This is a genomic window from uncultured Pontibacter sp. (assembly GCF_947499215.1).
Lineage (GTDB): Bacteria > Bacteroidota > Bacteroidia > Cytophagales > Hymenobacteraceae > Pontibacter.
In genome coordinates, this window is sequence record NZ_CANMNI010000001.1 from 1,346,888 (window position 1) to 1,362,100 (window position 15,213).

14 protein-coding genes are annotated in these 15,213 nt (G+C 50.9%); 10 read left to right on the forward strand and 4 right to left on the reverse strand.

Features of this window, described 5'->3' with window-relative positions; all coding sequences use genetic code 11:
* The first annotated feature begins 298 nt into the window (after nucleotides 1-298).
* From Q1A04_RS05900 to Q1A04_RS05925, 6 genes are all read left to right on the forward strand, one after another.
* Nucleotides 299-1,315 (forward strand): MBL fold metallo-hydrolase, encoded by a 1,017-nt coding sequence (locus Q1A04_RS05900; RefSeq protein ID WP_299702480.1) that lies wholly within the window; start codon nucleotides 299-301, stop codon nucleotides 1,313-1,315.
* A 52-nt stretch (nucleotides 1,316-1,367) separates the two neighbouring features.
* Nucleotides 1,368-2,828, forward strand: a complete 1,461-nt coding sequence (locus tag Q1A04_RS05905) for a sodium:solute symporter (RefSeq protein WP_299702483.1) — start codon at nucleotides 1,368-1,370, stop codon at nucleotides 2,826-2,828.
* 173 nt (nucleotides 2,829-3,001) lie between these two features.
* Nucleotides 3,002-4,804, forward strand: coding sequence for an ABC transporter ATP-binding protein (locus tag Q1A04_RS05910; protein WP_299702485.1), 1,803 nt, complete (start codon nucleotides 3,002-3,004; stop codon nucleotides 4,802-4,804).
* Nucleotides 4,805-4,961: 157 nt separating this feature from the next.
* Nucleotides 4,962-5,486: a hypothetical protein gene (locus Q1A04_RS05915; RefSeq protein ID WP_299702486.1), complete on the forward strand. Its 525-nt coding sequence runs from the start codon at nucleotides 4,962-4,964 to the stop codon at nucleotides 5,484-5,486.
* A gap of 102 nt (nucleotides 5,487-5,588) precedes the next feature.
* Nucleotides 5,589-6,470: a DUF2911 domain-containing protein gene (locus Q1A04_RS05920; RefSeq protein ID WP_299702489.1), complete on the forward strand. Its 882-nt coding sequence runs from the start codon at nucleotides 5,589-5,591 to the stop codon at nucleotides 6,468-6,470.
* Between the two features lie 340 nt (nucleotides 6,471-6,810).
* Nucleotides 6,811-7,728: a bifunctional 2-polyprenyl-6-hydroxyphenol methylase/3-demethylubiquinol 3-O-methyltransferase UbiG gene (locus Q1A04_RS05925; RefSeq protein ID WP_299702492.1), complete on the forward strand. Its 918-nt coding sequence runs from the start codon at nucleotides 6,811-6,813 to the stop codon at nucleotides 7,726-7,728.
* Between the two features lie 68 nt (nucleotides 7,729-7,796).
* Here the strand turns inward: Q1A04_RS05925 and Q1A04_RS05930 are convergent, their stop codons facing one another.
* The 3 genes from Q1A04_RS05930 to Q1A04_RS05940 are packed head-to-tail and all read right to left on the reverse strand — an operon-like array spanning nucleotide 7,797 to nucleotide 12,227.
* The gene (locus Q1A04_RS05930) at nucleotides 7,797-9,500 is read right to left on the reverse strand and encodes a sodium:solute symporter (protein WP_299702495.1); all 1,704 of its coding nucleotides are present in this window, start codon (nucleotides 9,498-9,500) and stop codon (nucleotides 7,797-7,799) included.
* A complete protein-coding gene (locus Q1A04_RS05935; protein ID WP_299702497.1) occupies nucleotides 9,497-9,640 on the reverse strand; it encodes a hypothetical protein in 144 nt (47 codons plus the stop codon). The genes Q1A04_RS05930 and Q1A04_RS05935 overlap by 4 nt, the downstream gene beginning before the upstream one ends.
* 55 nt (nucleotides 9,641-9,695) lie before the next feature.
* Nucleotides 9,696-12,227, reverse strand: coding sequence for a PIG-L family deacetylase (locus tag Q1A04_RS05940; protein WP_299702500.1), 2,532 nt, complete (start codon nucleotides 12,225-12,227; stop codon nucleotides 9,696-9,698).
* 412 nt (nucleotides 12,228-12,639) lie between these two features.
* Between Q1A04_RS05940 and Q1A04_RS05945 the strand changes: the two genes are divergently transcribed.
* The 4 genes from Q1A04_RS05945 to Q1A04_RS05960 all read left to right on the forward strand — a co-directional run bounded on the left by Q1A04_RS05945 (nucleotide 12,640) and on the right by Q1A04_RS05960 (nucleotide 14,780).
* Nucleotides 12,640-13,332 carry a hypothetical protein gene (locus Q1A04_RS05945; RefSeq protein ID WP_299702503.1) on the forward strand — a complete coding sequence of 231 codons (693 nt, stop codon included), beginning with the start codon at nucleotides 12,640-12,642 and terminating at the stop codon, nucleotides 13,330-13,332.
* A 118-nt stretch (nucleotides 13,333-13,450) separates the two neighbouring features.
* Nucleotides 13,451-13,822, forward strand: a complete 372-nt coding sequence (locus Q1A04_RS05950; RefSeq protein WP_299702506.1) for a DUF3221 domain-containing protein — start codon at nucleotides 13,451-13,453, stop codon at nucleotides 13,820-13,822.
* A gap of 7 nt (nucleotides 13,823-13,829) precedes the next feature.
* Nucleotides 13,830-14,192, forward strand: coding sequence for a Rieske 2Fe-2S domain-containing protein (locus tag Q1A04_RS05955; RefSeq protein WP_299702509.1), 363 nt, complete (start codon nucleotides 13,830-13,832; stop codon nucleotides 14,190-14,192).
* A 111-nt stretch (nucleotides 14,193-14,303) separates the two neighbouring features.
* Nucleotides 14,304-14,780, forward strand: coding sequence for a hypothetical protein (locus tag Q1A04_RS05960; RefSeq protein WP_299702512.1), 477 nt, complete (start codon nucleotides 14,304-14,306; stop codon nucleotides 14,778-14,780).
* Here Q1A04_RS05960 and Q1A04_RS05965 read toward each other — a convergent pair.
* Nucleotides 14,777-14,977 carry a hypothetical protein gene (locus Q1A04_RS05965; protein WP_299702515.1) on the reverse strand — a complete coding sequence of 67 codons (201 nt, stop codon included), beginning with the start codon at nucleotides 14,975-14,977 and terminating at the stop codon, nucleotides 14,777-14,779. The two genes, Q1A04_RS05960 and Q1A04_RS05965, sit on opposite strands and share 4 nt — an antisense overlap.
* Between the last annotated feature and the right edge of the window lie 236 nt (nucleotides 14,978-15,213).

A 15,213-nucleotide genomic window follows, 5' to 3' on the forward strand; every position in this document is an offset into this window, starting at 1 on the left:
TGCCAATAGTTGGCAATTTCTAAATTCACCCGCAACTGTAAACACCCCTCTGCGCTCCCCTCAAGGGGAGAATTCGCAAGAATGTAACGACCCTGCCCCTGAGAGGACAGTTTCAATTAAAGATCAAATGGGGAATCACTCACCAACTTGCATAAGTTAAGAATTCAAAAGCGTCTTTTCTAAACAGAGAAGGCGCTTTTTTATAGCTGAAACTTCACTTTTATCGATTTTCGAAATACTCTTCAACTTTAAAACGCGTTAAGCTGTTTATATTTATTAGAACAACCCGAATCAGATTTTGACGCAGAAGAGTAACAAAGTACGGCATCTAAAGAATGAGCGGCTAGAGGTGGTAAAGCCTGATTTCCGCGGCAACAAGACCATCGATGGGCAGTTTGCGAACGGCACTGAGCTGTATACCCCTACGTTCAGCAAGGTGATCCGCTGGAAAACAACCCGCAACCCGCAGCGAGAGGAGAAAAAAGCCGATAACTACACACCGCCCATCTTATACGGCACAGATTTTCTCCATTCATCCGAAGACATGGTGGTTTGGCTCGGGCACGCCACGTTCCTGATCCGGGTGGGCGGCCTCACCATGATCACTGACCCGGTGCTCTATGACCTGCCCATGATCAAACGCCGCATCGGTCTGCCCTGCGCTCCGGAGCAACTTACAGGTATAGACCTCGTGCTGCTTTCGCACGGCCACCGCGATCACCTCGACGAAAGGTCCCTTAAAACCTTATACCGCCAAAATCCCGATCTGAAGGCGCTGGCTCCTTTGCATGCCGGCAATCTGCTGCGCAGCGCCGAGCCGCAGCTGCCATACCAAGAAGCGGGCTGGTACCAGAAATTCGACTTGACACCGGCAGGTATAGAGATTTATTTTCTGCCGGCCTCGCACTGGCACCGTCGTGGGTTACTTGATATGAACAAGGTGCTTTGGGGAAGCTTCCTGATCAAAACACCCACTATGCAGCTTTACTTTGCCGGTGACACAGGCTACAATGGCCACTTTGAGGAGATAGAGGAGCTATTTGGTCCTATGGATGTGTGCCTGATGCCAGTAGGTGCCTACCGTCCGAGTTTTCTGATGCAGAAGAGTCACCTGAATCCGCATGAAGCGGTGCGGGCCTACAATGTGCTGCGGGGCGGCACTTTCATACCGATGCACTACGGTACCTTCGACTTGTCGGACGAGCCGCCTAGTGAGCCTGTGCGCTTGCTGGAGCAGATTGCCGCCTCGGGCGTGATGCGGGGCCTGCGTATACCTGCCATTGGGGAACCGGTGCTGCTGCGGGAATTGCTATAGCCCAAAAACCGGCGGGCTGTACTATATTTGCAGCTTCACGACGGCAACCCACATGTCTGCAACGCTTATCATCAGCCTGATCATAGGCTATTTCGGCATCCTTATCCTCATCTCTTTCCTCACGGGCAAGAGCACCGATTCCGACACTTTCTTTCTGGCCAACCGCAAATCGCCTTGGTATGTGGTGGCATTCGGTATGATCGGTGCAACACTCTCGGGAGTGACCTTTGTGTCGGTGCCGGGCATGGTGCGCGACCTGCAGTTTACCTACATGCAGCTGGTGCTGGGTTATCTGGCGGGCTACATGGTTATTGCCACAGTACTATTGCCGCTCTATTACCGACTCAATTTAGTCTCCATCTATACCTATCTGGACCAACGCTTCGGTTTCTGGTCCTATAAAACAGGCGCGGCTTTCTTTCTCCTTTCCCGCACCTTGGGCTCAGCCATTCGCCTCTTTCTGGTAGCCAGTGTACTGCAGTTGGCGGTGTTTAACGAAATGGGCATCCCTTTCGCGGTGACGGTAGGCATTACAATTCTACTGATCTGGGCCTATACCTTCCGTGGGGGTATGAAAACCATTATTTGGACCGACACTTTCCAGACCACGGCCATGCTCTTGGCGGTAGGCATCAGTATCTGGGTGGTTTCAGATGAACTGAATTTCGGCTTTCAGGGGATGGTGGAGACGATATCAGCCAGTGAGTATGGTAACGTGTTTAACTGGGAGTATAAGGAGAACACCTATTTCCTGAAGCAATTCTTCTCGGGCGCCTTTATCACAATCGTGATGACGGGCCTCGATCAGGACATGATGCAGAAGAACCTGAGCTGTAAAAACATCGGGGAGGCGCAGAAAAACATGTTCTGGTTCAGTGTGATACTGGTGGTCGTGAATGTAATGTTCCTTTCACTGGGTGCCTTGCTATACCTGTATGCTTCCTCCAAAGGTATAGCGCTGCCTGACCGTGGCGACGATGTTTTCCCGTTTCTGGCGCTGAACCACTTCCCGGCAGTGGTAGGCATTGCGTTTATCTTGGGCATCATTGCCATCGCCTACGCCTCTGCCGACTCCGCCCTTACCTCGCTCACCACTTCCTTCTGCGTGGACTTCCTCAACTTTAAAGAGCGTAGCGAGCACGAGCGGGTACGTCTGCGCTATATCGTACACATTGGCTTTTCGGTGGTGATGATGCTCGTGATCCTGCTCATGAACGAAATCAACAGTCAAAGCCTTATCTCAACCTTGCTGCAAGTGGCGGGCTATACCTATGGTCCGCTGCTAGGGCTCTATACCTTCGGCCTCTATACTCGCCGCCAAGTGCGCGACCGCTTTGTCCCAGCCATCTGCCTTGTAGCCCCCATGCTCACCTACCTCATTAGCGCCAACTCCGTCGAATGGTTCTATGGCTACCAGTTCGGCTTTGAGGTGCTGATTTTGAATGGGTTTTTGACATTCTTGGGATTGTGGGCTATCTCTGTGAAGGATACGCCGCTGCCGGAGTTAGATTAATGATATCTGTCACCACGCAAATAGGACGGCTATATCCCATACTTTACTTACCTTTGTAAGATTTTTCGGGTACGTGGCATTTTTAGCATGCATTAGCTGTTATACCTGCACATCTCGGGCCAATGCAGTGATCACCTGTGGTTGGCACATATTATTAAGTATAGATTTCATTAATGGCAAAACGCGGAATCGGGCTAAACGACAGCACGCAGGAGAAAGAAGGCAGAAAGAAGATCAGCAAAGAGAGCTTTCGTCGCGGCATCAGGATTTTTAGCTACGTACTACCCTACAAGTTTAAATTCCTCATCGGTCTGGGCTTTCTGGTGCTCTCCAGCCTGACTTTCATGATTTTCCCGTATCTGGTGGGCAAGCTCTTCAATGAGTCTGAGAACGAGATGATCAATATGTATGCGCTGGGCCTGCTGGCAGTGATCTTGTTTCAGGGTATTTTCTCCTTTTTCAGGGTATACTTTTTTGCTCAAGTCAGCGAGAACGCCGTAGCAAACATCCGCCGAGACCTTTACAGCAAATTCGTACAGCTACCGATATCCTTCTACGAAAAAAGACGCGTAGGCGAGATTACAAGCCGCATTACTACTGATGTGGCGCAGGTGCAGGATGCCATGTCCATCACCTTGGCCGAACTTTTCCGTCAGGTTACGACACTCATTGTCGGCGTAGCCCTCATCATGTGGATCTCCATCAAGCTATCTCTGTTTATGCTGGCCACCTTCCCGGTGCTGGTAATACTGGCTATGATTTTTGGCCGTCGCATTAAGAAGCTCTCCAAAAAGACGCAAGACGAACTGGCAAACACTAACGTGATCGTGGAGGAAACACTTCAGGCGATCAACACCGTGAAAGCTTTTACGAACGAAATGTTTGAAGTTGCCCGTTACCGCACCACACTGGCCAAGGCGGTGCGCACGGCTATTGCCACAGCAAATTACCGGGGCGCTTTCATCACATTTATCATTGTGGGCTTGTTCGGCGGTATCATTCTCGTGATCTGGTATGGCGCGACGTTGGTTGCCAACGGAGAGATCGAACGTGACAGCTTTGTTTCTTTTGTGCTCTATACTGTGTTCATTGGTGCCTCAGTAGGTGGTTTGGGTGATCTTTACGGCAAAATACAGACAGCCTTGGGTGCTACGGAGCGCATACAGGAGATACTGGCAGAAACAGAAGAGCCAACTGACAAGAGTCAGCGTCCGCTGAGCGAGATTAGACGTGTTCGCGGCGATATAAGCTACCACCAAGTGGCCTTCTCCTACCCTACCCGCCCGGACATTCAGGTGCTCCGCGACATCAACTTCAGCATCAACTCGGGCGAGAAGATCGCGGTGGTGGGTCCAAGCGGTGCGGGTAAGTCAACTATTGTGCAGCTACTGCTTCGTCTCTACGACGTGAGACATGGCAGCATCACTGTCGATGGGCAAGACATCCGTAACATGAGCCTGACCGAGTTGCGTGCCAATGTGGGCATCGTGCCGCAGGAAGTATTGCTGTTCGGCGGTTCCATCCGGGAAAACATTGCTTACGGCCGTCCAGAGGCTACAGAAGAAGAGATTATCATGGCGGCCCGCAAAGCCAATGCCTACGACTTTATCATGACCTTCCCGGAAGGACTGGATACACTAGTTGGCGAGCGTGGCATCAAGCTTTCCGGTGGTCAGCGCCAGCGCGTGGCCATTGCCAGAGCCATCCTGAAAAACCCGGCCATCCTCGTGCTTGACGAGGCTACCAGTTCTCTTGACTCAGAATCAGAGCACTTAGTGCAACAGGCCATGGATGAGTTGATGAAGAACAGGACTACCATCGTGATCGCACACCGTCTGGCAACTATCCGCAAGGTAGATAAGATTCTGGTGATCGATGGTGGTGAGATTGTAGAGGAGGGTCCACATGAAGTGCTGTCGCTCAACGATAATGGCATCTATGCTAATCTGCTCAGGCTGCAGTTCGAGATGAGTTAAGATTTAAATCTTTAAGGTATAGGAGCCCTGTTGGAGTTTAACTAACAGGGCTTTTTGTTTTAAGGTCTAGCCTTAATTCAGTATTCATATATCCTAATAAATCACTAATTTGCAAGGCAATAGTTTATACCTGTACCAGACGCTTCTAAACTTTTCTATGCACTTTACCAGCGCTTTTACCCGAAGCCTCTTAGTTTTCTTTCTGCTCTTACTTGGCTTCTCGGCTTCTGCCCAGACCTACCGCGACTCATTTAGGGCGCGCAATGCGGTGTATGGAGAGCTCGGCGGCAATGGCGACTTTCTTTCTGTCAACTACGACCGCATTGTTTACCAGAAGTCCATGGTGAAGGCTGCGCTCCGGATAGGCATTACCACTAACGCTTTCTTTACGGCTGAGGAGTCTGGCGTATACCCCGTTATACCGGTAGAGGCGCTCGGCATCATTGGCCGTTACCAGAAGCACTTTGAGTTCGGACTCGGCTATACCCGCCGATTCACGAATGACCCCGATCTGTTACAAAACCTGTACTTTAGCCGTATAGGGTTTCGGTACCAGCAACCAACAGGCGGACTTGTGGTGCGAGTTGGCTTTACACCGTTCCTGTCTACGGAGAGTAATCCGAGGAGACCTGGAGCGGCAATTATACCGCGTTTCGGGTTGAGTGTGGGGTACAGCTTTTAGTTCGTCGAAAACAAATGGCCATCCGGATGGTTAGGCTATCTGCAAGCATAAATTTTAGTATTTTCAAGACTCAAAACTTAAACAAAACATAAATATAAAACCATGAAAAAGATTTTATTCAGCATGATGCTGTCGGCGGCGCTGCTAGGCGGCACAGCCATAACAGTTCAGGCCCAGCAACAGGGTATTGCCATGCCGGCCGCCAGCCCAATGGCCACCGTAACGCAGAAAGTTGGCCTTTCGGATGTAAAAGTTGAGTACTCACGCCCTTCTATGAAAGGCCGCTCCATCTTTGGTGGCGACGTGGTACCTAACGGAAAGCTATGGCGCACCGGAGCAAATGCCTCTACTAAGATTACGTTTGGGGAGGATGTGACCATCCAAGGCAACAAGATTCCAGCTGGTGAGTACGCGCTCTACACTATTCCGAACCAGAACGAGTGGACGATCATCATCCACAAAAACACCAAGCACTGGGGTGATGGCGGACAGGCATACAAGCAGGAAGAAGATCAGGCCCGCTTTACGGTAAAGCCACAGACTAACCCAAGAACCGTAGAGACTTTTACGATCAACTTCGCCAACTTGAAGGCCAACAGTGCTGATCTTGAGATCCTGTGGGACAAGACCGTCGCCAGCTTTACCATCGAAGCCGACGTGGACAGCAAAGTGATGGCCCAGATTCAGGAGCGTGTTGTGAATGGCAAGGAAGTACCAGCCGGACTGTATGCACAGGCGGCCAGCTACTACTACGACAACGATAAAGACATGAAGCAGGCGTTGGAGTGGATCAAGAAAGCCAATGCCAACGACCCTAAATTCTGGCACTTGCACACACAGGCTAAGATTCAGGCTAAGATGAAAGACTACAAAGGCGCCGTGAAAACCGCTGAGCAGTCGATGGCGATGGCCAAGAAGGAAAACAATGCCGACTATGTGCGTATGAATGAAAAAGCCATAGCCGAGTGGAAGAAAATGAAGTAGGCCATACCTGCCTGCTCTTTACCGAAAGCCTCTGCTCTGGCAGGGGCTTTCCTTTTTAACAATATTGAGGGTGAAAACCCAGCCTCCTAATAGGCAGGGCTGTTAAATTCTAGCAAAAACTATCCCCTCGAGGGGATTGTAGGGGTGTAAGGCCAATAATGTGAGACTTCTTCTGTCATTTCGACCTTTGGGAGAAATCTGAAGAAGAGCTGGTGTATTGAAAGAATCCAGATCTCTCATTCCATTCGAGATGACAAAAAGGACAGGATACCCTAAATTGACGGCATTGGGGTTTGGTGGTGGGTTAATTTCCTGATAAATATTTAATACATAATACATATTGGAAGAGAAAAAACATTCAGAAGACCACTTGGGTCCGGCCCGCGAATACTGGTGGAACGACGATTATCTAGAGTTGCTAGCCCACCGGCTGCACTTGGACTATACCGGCACGCTGGTGGATATAGGTTGCGGCAAGGGTATGATGGGCTTCATGTTTTCGCGGCACCTGCCTCCGGGCGCCAAGGTATACGGCGTCGATTTTGAGCCGGAATACATTGAGGAAGCCAAGCAAAAGGCCCAAAGCATCTACCTGCATAACGACATCAGCTATGACTTTCGGGTGGGCAACGCTTCTAATATTCCCCTGCCCGACAACTTGGCTGACATTACTCTTTGCCAGACCCTGTTGATCCATGTGAAAGATCCGAAGCAGGTCATCAACGAAATGATCCGGATCACGAAACCCGGCGGCTGGGTGCTGGCGCTGGAGCCAAACAATCTCGTACCTAACCTGATGTTCGACCGCTACGGAGAAACTGACTTTGACGTGGAGAGCACCCTCGAAGTGCTAGAGATAAAACTGCGCATTGAGAAAGGCAAAAAACGACTCGGCGAGGGTTTCAATTCACTGGGCGATGTTATACCTGACCTCTTCCTGAAAGCCGGGCTCGAAAACCTCAAGGTATGGATCTCAGATAAAGCCCTCTCCATCATTCCGCCCTACGACACGCAGGAGAAAATGCTGCGCGTAGAACAGATGCTGCAGTGGATCGACTCCGACTCGATGGGCTACGACTATCAGGACAACCTGAACTACTTCATGGCTGGCGGTGGCGACAAAGACAAGTTCGACGCCTATTGGCAGCGACTGCTTTACAACAAGATTGCCCTCAAGCAGCGGCTCCTGAACGAAGAGTACGTGTCGGCGGGTGGCAGTCTGGTGTATATTGTGGCAGGGCAGAAGCCACGGTATTAATATTTATGGTGCGAGTTGAAGATCCCGTACTCGATTCGGGGCTTCCTCGCTTGCACTATAAATATTCGTTAAGCATATAATCTCTCATCCTTCTGACCGATAAAAAACTGAAGGATCGCCCCAAACACAAGCACCGCTACACAGCCGATCACGTTGAACCACAGGAAAGCGATATCGGTGTAGAAATGGCAGTATAGCACTACGGCTTCTGCCATCAGCGCGGCAATGAATACGGCGTGCCCTTTGATGTACTTCACGTAGAACGCCACGAGAAAAATACCCAAAATGGTGCCGTAGAAGATAGAGCCAATGATGTTGACGGCCTGAATCAGGTTGTCGAGCAGGGAGGCGTAGGTGGCGAAGATGATCGCCAGCGTACCCCAAGCGGCTGTAAAAATACGAGAAGCCCGCAGGTAGTGGAAGTTGTCTTTGTCCTGCTTAACGGAGCGTTTGTAAATGTCCACCACCGTGGTGGAGGCCAGCGCATTTAGCTCCGATGCCGTGGACGACATGGCAGCCGAGAAGATCACGGCCAAAAGTAGCCCCACCAGACCGGCTGGCAGGTATTTCATCACAAAAGAAATGAATACGTAGTCGGTGTCCTTGGTCTCAGCCTCGGGCGTTGCTTTGGCGATAAGTGACTTCACCTCGGTGCGCACCGCTTTGGAGGCGTCGGTTATACCTTGCACTTCGGCTTGAGCAGCGGCAATGGCATTTCCGTCATCAGTGCGCAGGGCGGCAACCAAGCCGTGCACTGCTTCCTGCTTTTGGTTGAACAGGGCGGTATGTTGCTCTTCAAGCGCTTCCATCTCTGGGGCAAACTCGGTGGCGTATACCTTGTCTTTGGCGGCTTCGTTGAAGAAGAGCGGCGGCTGGTTGAACTGGTAAAATACGAACACCATCACTCCAATAAATAGAATAATAAACTGCATCGGAATCTTAAGTAGCCCGTTGAAAAGCAAACCCAGTCGGCTCTCTCCTACCGATTTGCCACCCAGATAGCGGGCCACCTGACTTTGGTCGGTGCCGAAGTAGGAAAGCGCCAGAAACAAACCGCCCGTCATTCCCGACCAGAAGTTATAGCGGTCGTTCCAATCGAAGGAAAAATCCACCACGTTCATCTTCCCCATCTTCCCGGCCACAGCCACGGCATCGCCGAAAGACACGCTTTCGGGTAGGTAGCGAACGACCATAAAACCAGCCACCAGCATGCCACCCATCATCACGGCCATTTGCTGTTTCTGTGTTACGCTCACCGCCTTTGTCCCCCCCGACACAGTATAGATGATCACCAATATACCGATCAGCATGTTGGTGGCCGTCAGGTTCCAGCCCAAAATGGTGGAAAGGATAATAGCCGGCGCATAGATCGTGATGCCCGCCGCCAGTCCGCGCTGCACCAAAAAGAGGAGGGCGGCCAAAGAGCGGGTCTTGAGGTCGAAGCGACTCTCGAGGTACTCGTAAGCCGTGTATACCTTGAGTCGGTAGAAAATAGGTATAACCGTGATCGAAATGATGACCATGGCAATCGGGAGGCCGAAGTAGAACTGTACGAAGCGCATGCCGTCTTCGTAGGCTTGGCCCGGTGTGGAAAGGAAGGTAATGGCACTGGCCTGTGTCGCCATGATGGACAGACCGATGGTCCACCATTTCATGCTGTTGTCACCTTTGAGGTAGCCCTCTATGTCTTTGCTGCCACGGGTTTTCCAGACGCCATAGCTCACAATAAAGCCCAGCGTGCCGAGCAGTACAATCCAGTCGAGTAGCCTCATGAATAGATGCGGGTGATGATGTAGAACAGGGTGATCAGAAAAGCGAGATTGCCCAGCACCAGCCAGTACATGCTTTTCCAGCTCTTAAAGAAGGGTGGCTTGTCGAGCTCCTCGGTAGACTTGCTATCGGTTTTTTTCATGGTTTTTTATGCGTGTCTCGTAGCACTACATTTTATCATGCGCTACGCTAAAAGCCTACTTCACTGCACTGTCAGCGCTGCTGCCTTGGGCGCTATGCCCGTTTCCGAGAGAGATCAGGTTGGCAAAGATGCGATAGGCACCCGGCACACCGGCAGGCAATTGCCTGAACCAAGAATAGCCGGTATACACAAAATGGCCTTTGCCGTAGCGGGCAACCAAAAGACCGCCGTCGCGGGCCGGTTCTCCGGGATCGTTGCTCGATAAGATGGCCTCAAACTCACTCCCCCACTCACTCGGGAAGTATAGGCCGCGCTCCTGCACCCAGCCTTCAAAGTCTTTCTTCGTGATCTTGTTCGGGCTGTTCAACACCTGATGGCTTGGTTTTAGGAAACGTACTTCAGCATCCTCTACCGCTACTCGTTGGCTCGAAATCTTCAATAGATAAGGGGCAATGTTAGTGGTTTTGAGGCTGTGTCCGGTGTTATACTGCACAATGATTGTACCGCCCTGCTGCACGTAATTGAGCAGACGCGGCTGGTAAAAATTCATCCGTTCTACTGTATTGTAGGCCCGAACACCCAGTATTACTGCATCGAAACGCTTCAGATTCTGGTCTGTGATATCTTCGTCTTTGAGCAATGTTACATTATACCCGATCTGTTGCAGGCTCGCAGGTATATCATCTCCGGCCCCCATCAGGTAGGCGATCTGCTCCCCGTTACGCTTCAGGTCGAGACGCACGGCTTTGGCCACGGCCTCGGGAAAGGTAGTTTGTGTTGGGATGTGGCTGTACTGGATCACATTGAGCCCGCGGGTATAGGATTTACCTGCTACTGTAGCCACGGCTTTCAGTTCCACTTCCTGCTGTCCTTTAGGTGGGTGCACCATGAAGCGTACTAATTGCTCCGCCCCGTTCTGCTCCAGATCAAATGCCACCTGCGCTGGCTCGGCACGCCAGCCCTTGGGTAATTGCAATGCCACGTTACCTTTTATACCTGCCTTACCAGATTTCACCAGCACATGCACCGGCTTAGGCTCCTGCAATGCGAACATCAGCACTTTTTCCGAAATATTCACAAACACGGGCGGCGTAATGGCCAGTGGTCTGTACTGCTCCCCGTCCACCGGATCGTTGCGCTTGTAAACCACCGGCACGCTATAGCGGAAAGGCTCACCGCTGATCATCAAATCAAGCTGTACCTCAGCAGCCGGTTGATTTTCAGGCGCACCGATTTCCTGCAGATCCTCCACTCGGAACAGGCCCAGTGTTCCCTCCTGCCTTAGCCAGTACGGCTGTGAGAGTGGTGCTGAAGCCGGAACCTGCATTTTGAAAGGGATAAGATGCCCCTCGTTCGGAGCGAGTGTTTTATTCAAGCTGCTGTCTTTAGCCGCGAAGGTAGGACGCATGCTTACCAACTGCACAGGTATAGTCGAGCGGTTGATGGCTTCTAACTGCATGTTCAGGTGCTCGCCCGGCGTTACGGCATATTCAGTAGCAACTGCCTCTAGGTATAGACCAAGGCTGTGCTTCACCACTTCCTCCAACTCTTCTGTCTTCACGCGTTTCCAATGGCTGTCGGGGAGCTTTGTAAGTTCTTTACGGGCGGCCAACAGGGTGGGCACCACGGCTGCCGGTTGCTCCGGCTTAAACTCTGACACCGCCTGCTGCAACAGTGCCGCTACTTTCTCACTGCCCTTCACGCGGCTCCAAGTGGTGTTTATACCTTCAAACAATTCCTCTTTGGCTCGGTCACCTTTTGTGTGCTCCAAGTATTCCAAGGTCACACCCCGTGTACCCGTGGCGCCGAAGCCTTGGCTTTTGTGCATGCTGCGGCTCAGGGCGGCGATCTCTGGGTATGACTTGCCTAGCAGTGGGTTGAAACCGCCAACATCAATCTTTAGAAGTTGAGAACCGTAGTCTTCAAATTCTTTTTGGCTGCGGAATGACCATATGCCCGTGTTCCAAAGCACCCGCTTGGCCTGCCATACCTGCACATGCTTGAGCTGTTCCGGAAAGCGTTTTGGATCGGCGGCAGCTTCAAAGGCCTCGTTAGCCAGCATGGCAGAGGCCGTGTGATGGCCGTGTGTTTCAGAAGGGCGCGGTGAGAAACGGGTGATGATTACATCGGGGCGGAACTTGCGGATCGCCCACACCACATCGTGCAGCACCTTTTCCTTACCCCAAGTGGCAAAAGTCTCTTCCGGATTCTTGGAGAAGCCGAAATCATTGGCGCGGGTAAAGAACTGCTGCCCCCCATCAGTTCGTCTGGCCTGCAGTAGCTCCTGTGTGCGGATAATGCCCAGCCCCTCTCTTATCTCCGGTCCGATGAGATTTTGTCCACCATCGCCGCGGGTCACCGACAGGTAACCGGTATTGTAGAGCTTCTCGTTAGCGAGGTAAGCGATAAAGCGGGTGTTTTCGTCATCAGGGTGCGCCGCCACATAAAGAGCAGTTCCTAGCACGCTCAGCTTTTTAATGTCCTGCAGTAGTTCTGCGGCATGTGGCTTTTCAGGTGCCTGCGCCTGCACTGGCCCATACACGAACAGCATGAACAAGGTGAATAAGAGAGAAAAACTATTTTTCATGTCTTCAGTAAAAGGGTAAGACCAAAAAGCTAGACAGCCCATGGTGTAAAACTAAAAAATTTGCTTCAGCCTACACAGTTTAACGGGTTTATACTTGACAGAAAGTATTCCTAACTCGACATATAACAGCAGGCATTAGCTTTTTGTATTTAACACAGCCTATACAGCAACAACTAACAATTAAGCAATATAGTCTTGTAATATGACTAGTCAGGATTTAGCTAAGACCAATATAGGTTAAAGCAAAGACAATAAAAAAATAGTTAAATTATTTAGTATTATATACTTGACTTTATATATTTGTAAAACTTTGGAAATCAACTTTCCAAAAACTGCCCTAAGGCTGATCAGTTTTACTGTGTAGCCCCAACTATGAAGCAACGTATTTGAAGGCCACAATAATCTGACACCCATGGCAGATCAAGGAGAGAACAGGATCGAGGACTACGCAATAGACTTCCTTGGTTCATATTATGCCAAACATCAAAAGAAGTCCGGTCTACTTATCAATAGGCACGTGGCCACCCAAAAAGGCGCCTTTGCAGACGCACTTCTCGCTTACCAGAAACACGACAATAGTTTTTTTGCTGCTTCCCTAAGCGTCCGCCGATCCGACAGATTAGCCACTCTACTCAAATCGTATAAGAAAAAAGGTCTCGGCAGACTCCGCTACCTAACGGCGATCACGCTTTTTTCCATAGCTGCGCTTGCCTGTTTTATGGCTGGCAGTTGGCTGGCAACAGCCGTTATTCCCCCACTGCTGGCTGTTGCCGGTTTTTATCTGCATTCAACACTCAAAAGACGCTACTTGGAGCGGCAGCTCAGCACCGCCGTAGACGAACTGAGACAGCAACCGGCCGACCACCAGTGGTTGGGCATACGGGTGAGCAGCCTGCACTGGGGCGGCAATCCGATGGCAGACTACCTCTCAAAACTTTGCGAAAGACGCGGTATAGGTCTGATTACGGTTGGTAAGAGAGCCCGTTTGACACTGCGCCAAGAGCCACGTCTGGCCAATTGCCGTCGTCAGGATTTTCTTTCTTACTATACTTCGGGCGACAGTCTGCGCAAGGAACTCGGTGATCAGTTTATGCGAGTGGCCTAGGTTTTCTGCTTAAAATAGTACGCCGGGCCGTTACTTATCCTCTCCCGCCTCCGTACATTGTGTTGAGCACCCCGGCCCCGTTTTGCAAGTGGCTTGGGCGCGTACATGATACCATACCATGAGAAGATTTATTAGCATACTACCCGTAGTGGCGCTCCTGCTGGCCGGGTGCCAAGCACAGGATGGCTCCCAGATCCCCAGTACCCAACCTGATATGCGAGGCAATATCATAAGCCTCAAAAAAACCAACTCAAAGAAAAAAGCCGGTGTTGCCATACTGCTCGTCGAATCAGTGGAGGGCGTACAGACCAATCATACCAAAGCGACTTTACGCATCGACGGCGACACGCATATCGAAGGCATTGATGGTGCGATACTCCGACTGGAGCAACTACGCGAAGGGCAGTTGGTCGAGGCTTGGTTTGGAGATGAAGTGATGGAATCGTTCCCGGTGCAGGCCCACGCCACCGCCATACGGGTAAGTAACTAACACGGGAATGGATCAAAGCAAAGCGGACTATACTTGGCACAAAGTGTTTGGGAGCTCGGCCGAAGCCAAGGAGCAGGTGCCGGTACGCAAACTAAAGCAACTCGTGTTGGGAGGGCGTTCTATTTGCTTTGCCCACACAGCGGCGGGATTCTTCGCCCTCGACGATGCCTGCCCGCACCTTGGCTATTCTCTCAGCAAAGGCACGACCAATTACCTGAACGAGGTTATCTGCCCATGGCACAGCTACCGGTTCAGCATGACAGACGGAAGGGAATGTGAGTTTCGGACACGTAAGGCGGAGCTGCATCCCGTGGAGGTAAGGGAGGACGGCGTTTACGTTGGTATAAAGGAGGAAGCGCCCGCTACCTGATTTTAAGGGTTTACCCTCTCCTATGGGCTATCCGCTCAGATTAGTCGCCTATTTTATCTGGGCAAACACAAATTGCCTACCTTGCCGGATACCACCAACCATTAAGCGTCTATGGCACCCAAAACTATTCATCGGGAAACCAAGCCCTTAGAGCCGGTAGAGTTGCGGCATGTGATGGGCGATGTGTATGTTACGATACAGCAGAAAGCCGATTATATCGAAGCCAAGTGGTCAGGCCATATTACGGCGGACGAAGTGGTGAGCGCGGCTCAGGCTTATCTGGAACTAGTACGCAGCAGCGGCTGCTCTAAGCTCCTAAACGACAAGTCGGATGTAACCGGCGACTGGGAGGAGGCTAACGACTGGTTGCAGTACGAGTGGCTGCCCCGGGCTAAAGAAGCCGGTCTGCGCTTCTTAGCGCATGTTTACTCTTTTAATATGTTCAGCAAACTGGCCGCCCGCGAACTCCAAGAGCGTGTGTCGCCGGAGTTGTGTATGAAAAACTTTCACGAGCGGCATCAAGCGGAAGAGTGGCTGTCCCAGTGGGACGCCTCAGCGCCGGCCAACAGGCGGGCTGCAACGACTTAGCGCACGTTGGCAGCAACCGCGTGTGGCGCAACTGGCGTGATAACCACAGTATCGAGCAGCACGGTCATCACTGGCTCCTCTACTTCCATTTCTACTGTGTGGGCAGCAACTACTGCTGGTTCTGTTGTTTTTGTATCTGGTTGCAAGGCAAGTCCGAAGCAAGATACAGTGGCGGCGATAACGAATAATACTTTCATGGCTATAATATTTAAGTGTTTTACAATTGATTACTGTGACAAAGTTATTATATAGTACTTTGTTATGCAAGGTACTGTTGCGCAAATCACTACTGTTTTATACCAACAAGCTGAAAACCTCCGTGAACACTTCTGAAAACCGGACGAACGGATTAATTATTTTTTAGCCAAAAAGCCCAAAAATCACTAGGTATAGTTATATATAATTCCTCCTATCAAAACTTAAACATGCCGCA

Excerpts from the sequence above, each read along its gene's own strand:
- Q1A04_RS05905 (WP_299702483.1), top strand. The coding sequence starts at position 1,368 with ATGTCTGCAACGCTTATCATCAGCCTGATCATAGGCTATTTCGGCATC.
- Q1A04_RS05910 (WP_299702485.1), top strand. The coding sequence starts at position 3,002 with ATGGCAAAACGCGGAATCGGGCTAAACGACAGCACGCAGGAGAAAGAA.
- Q1A04_RS05915 (WP_299702486.1), top strand. The coding sequence starts at position 4,962 with ATGCACTTTACCAGCGCTTTTACCCGAAGCCTCTTAGTTTTCTTTCTG.
- Q1A04_RS05920 (WP_299702489.1), top strand. The coding sequence starts at position 5,589 with ATGAAAAAGATTTTATTCAGCATGATGCTGTCGGCGGCGCTGCTAGGC.
- Q1A04_RS05930 (WP_299702495.1), bottom strand. The coding sequence starts at position 9,500 with ATGAGGCTACTCGACTGGATTGTACTGCTCGGCACGCTGGGCTTTATT.
- Q1A04_RS05935 (WP_299702497.1), bottom strand. The coding sequence starts at position 9,640 with ATGAAAAAAACCGATAGCAAGTCTACCGAGGAGCTCGACAAGCCACCC.
- Q1A04_RS05940 (WP_299702500.1), bottom strand. The coding sequence starts at position 12,227 with ATGAAAAATAGTTTTTCTCTCTTATTCACCTTGTTCATGCTGTTCGTG.
- Q1A04_RS05945 (WP_299702503.1), top strand. The coding sequence starts at position 12,640 with ATGGCAGATCAAGGAGAGAACAGGATCGAGGACTACGCAATAGACTTC.
- Q1A04_RS05950 (WP_299702506.1), top strand. The coding sequence starts at position 13,451 with ATGAGAAGATTTATTAGCATACTACCCGTAGTGGCGCTCCTGCTGGCC.
- Q1A04_RS05955 (WP_299702509.1), top strand. The coding sequence starts at position 13,830 with ATGGATCAAAGCAAAGCGGACTATACTTGGCACAAAGTGTTTGGGAGC.
- Q1A04_RS05960 (WP_299702512.1), top strand. The coding sequence starts at position 14,304 with ATGGCACCCAAAACTATTCATCGGGAAACCAAGCCCTTAGAGCCGGTA.
- Q1A04_RS05965 (WP_299702515.1), bottom strand. The coding sequence starts at position 14,977 with ATGAAAGTATTATTCGTTATCGCCGCCACTGTATCTTGCTTCGGACTT.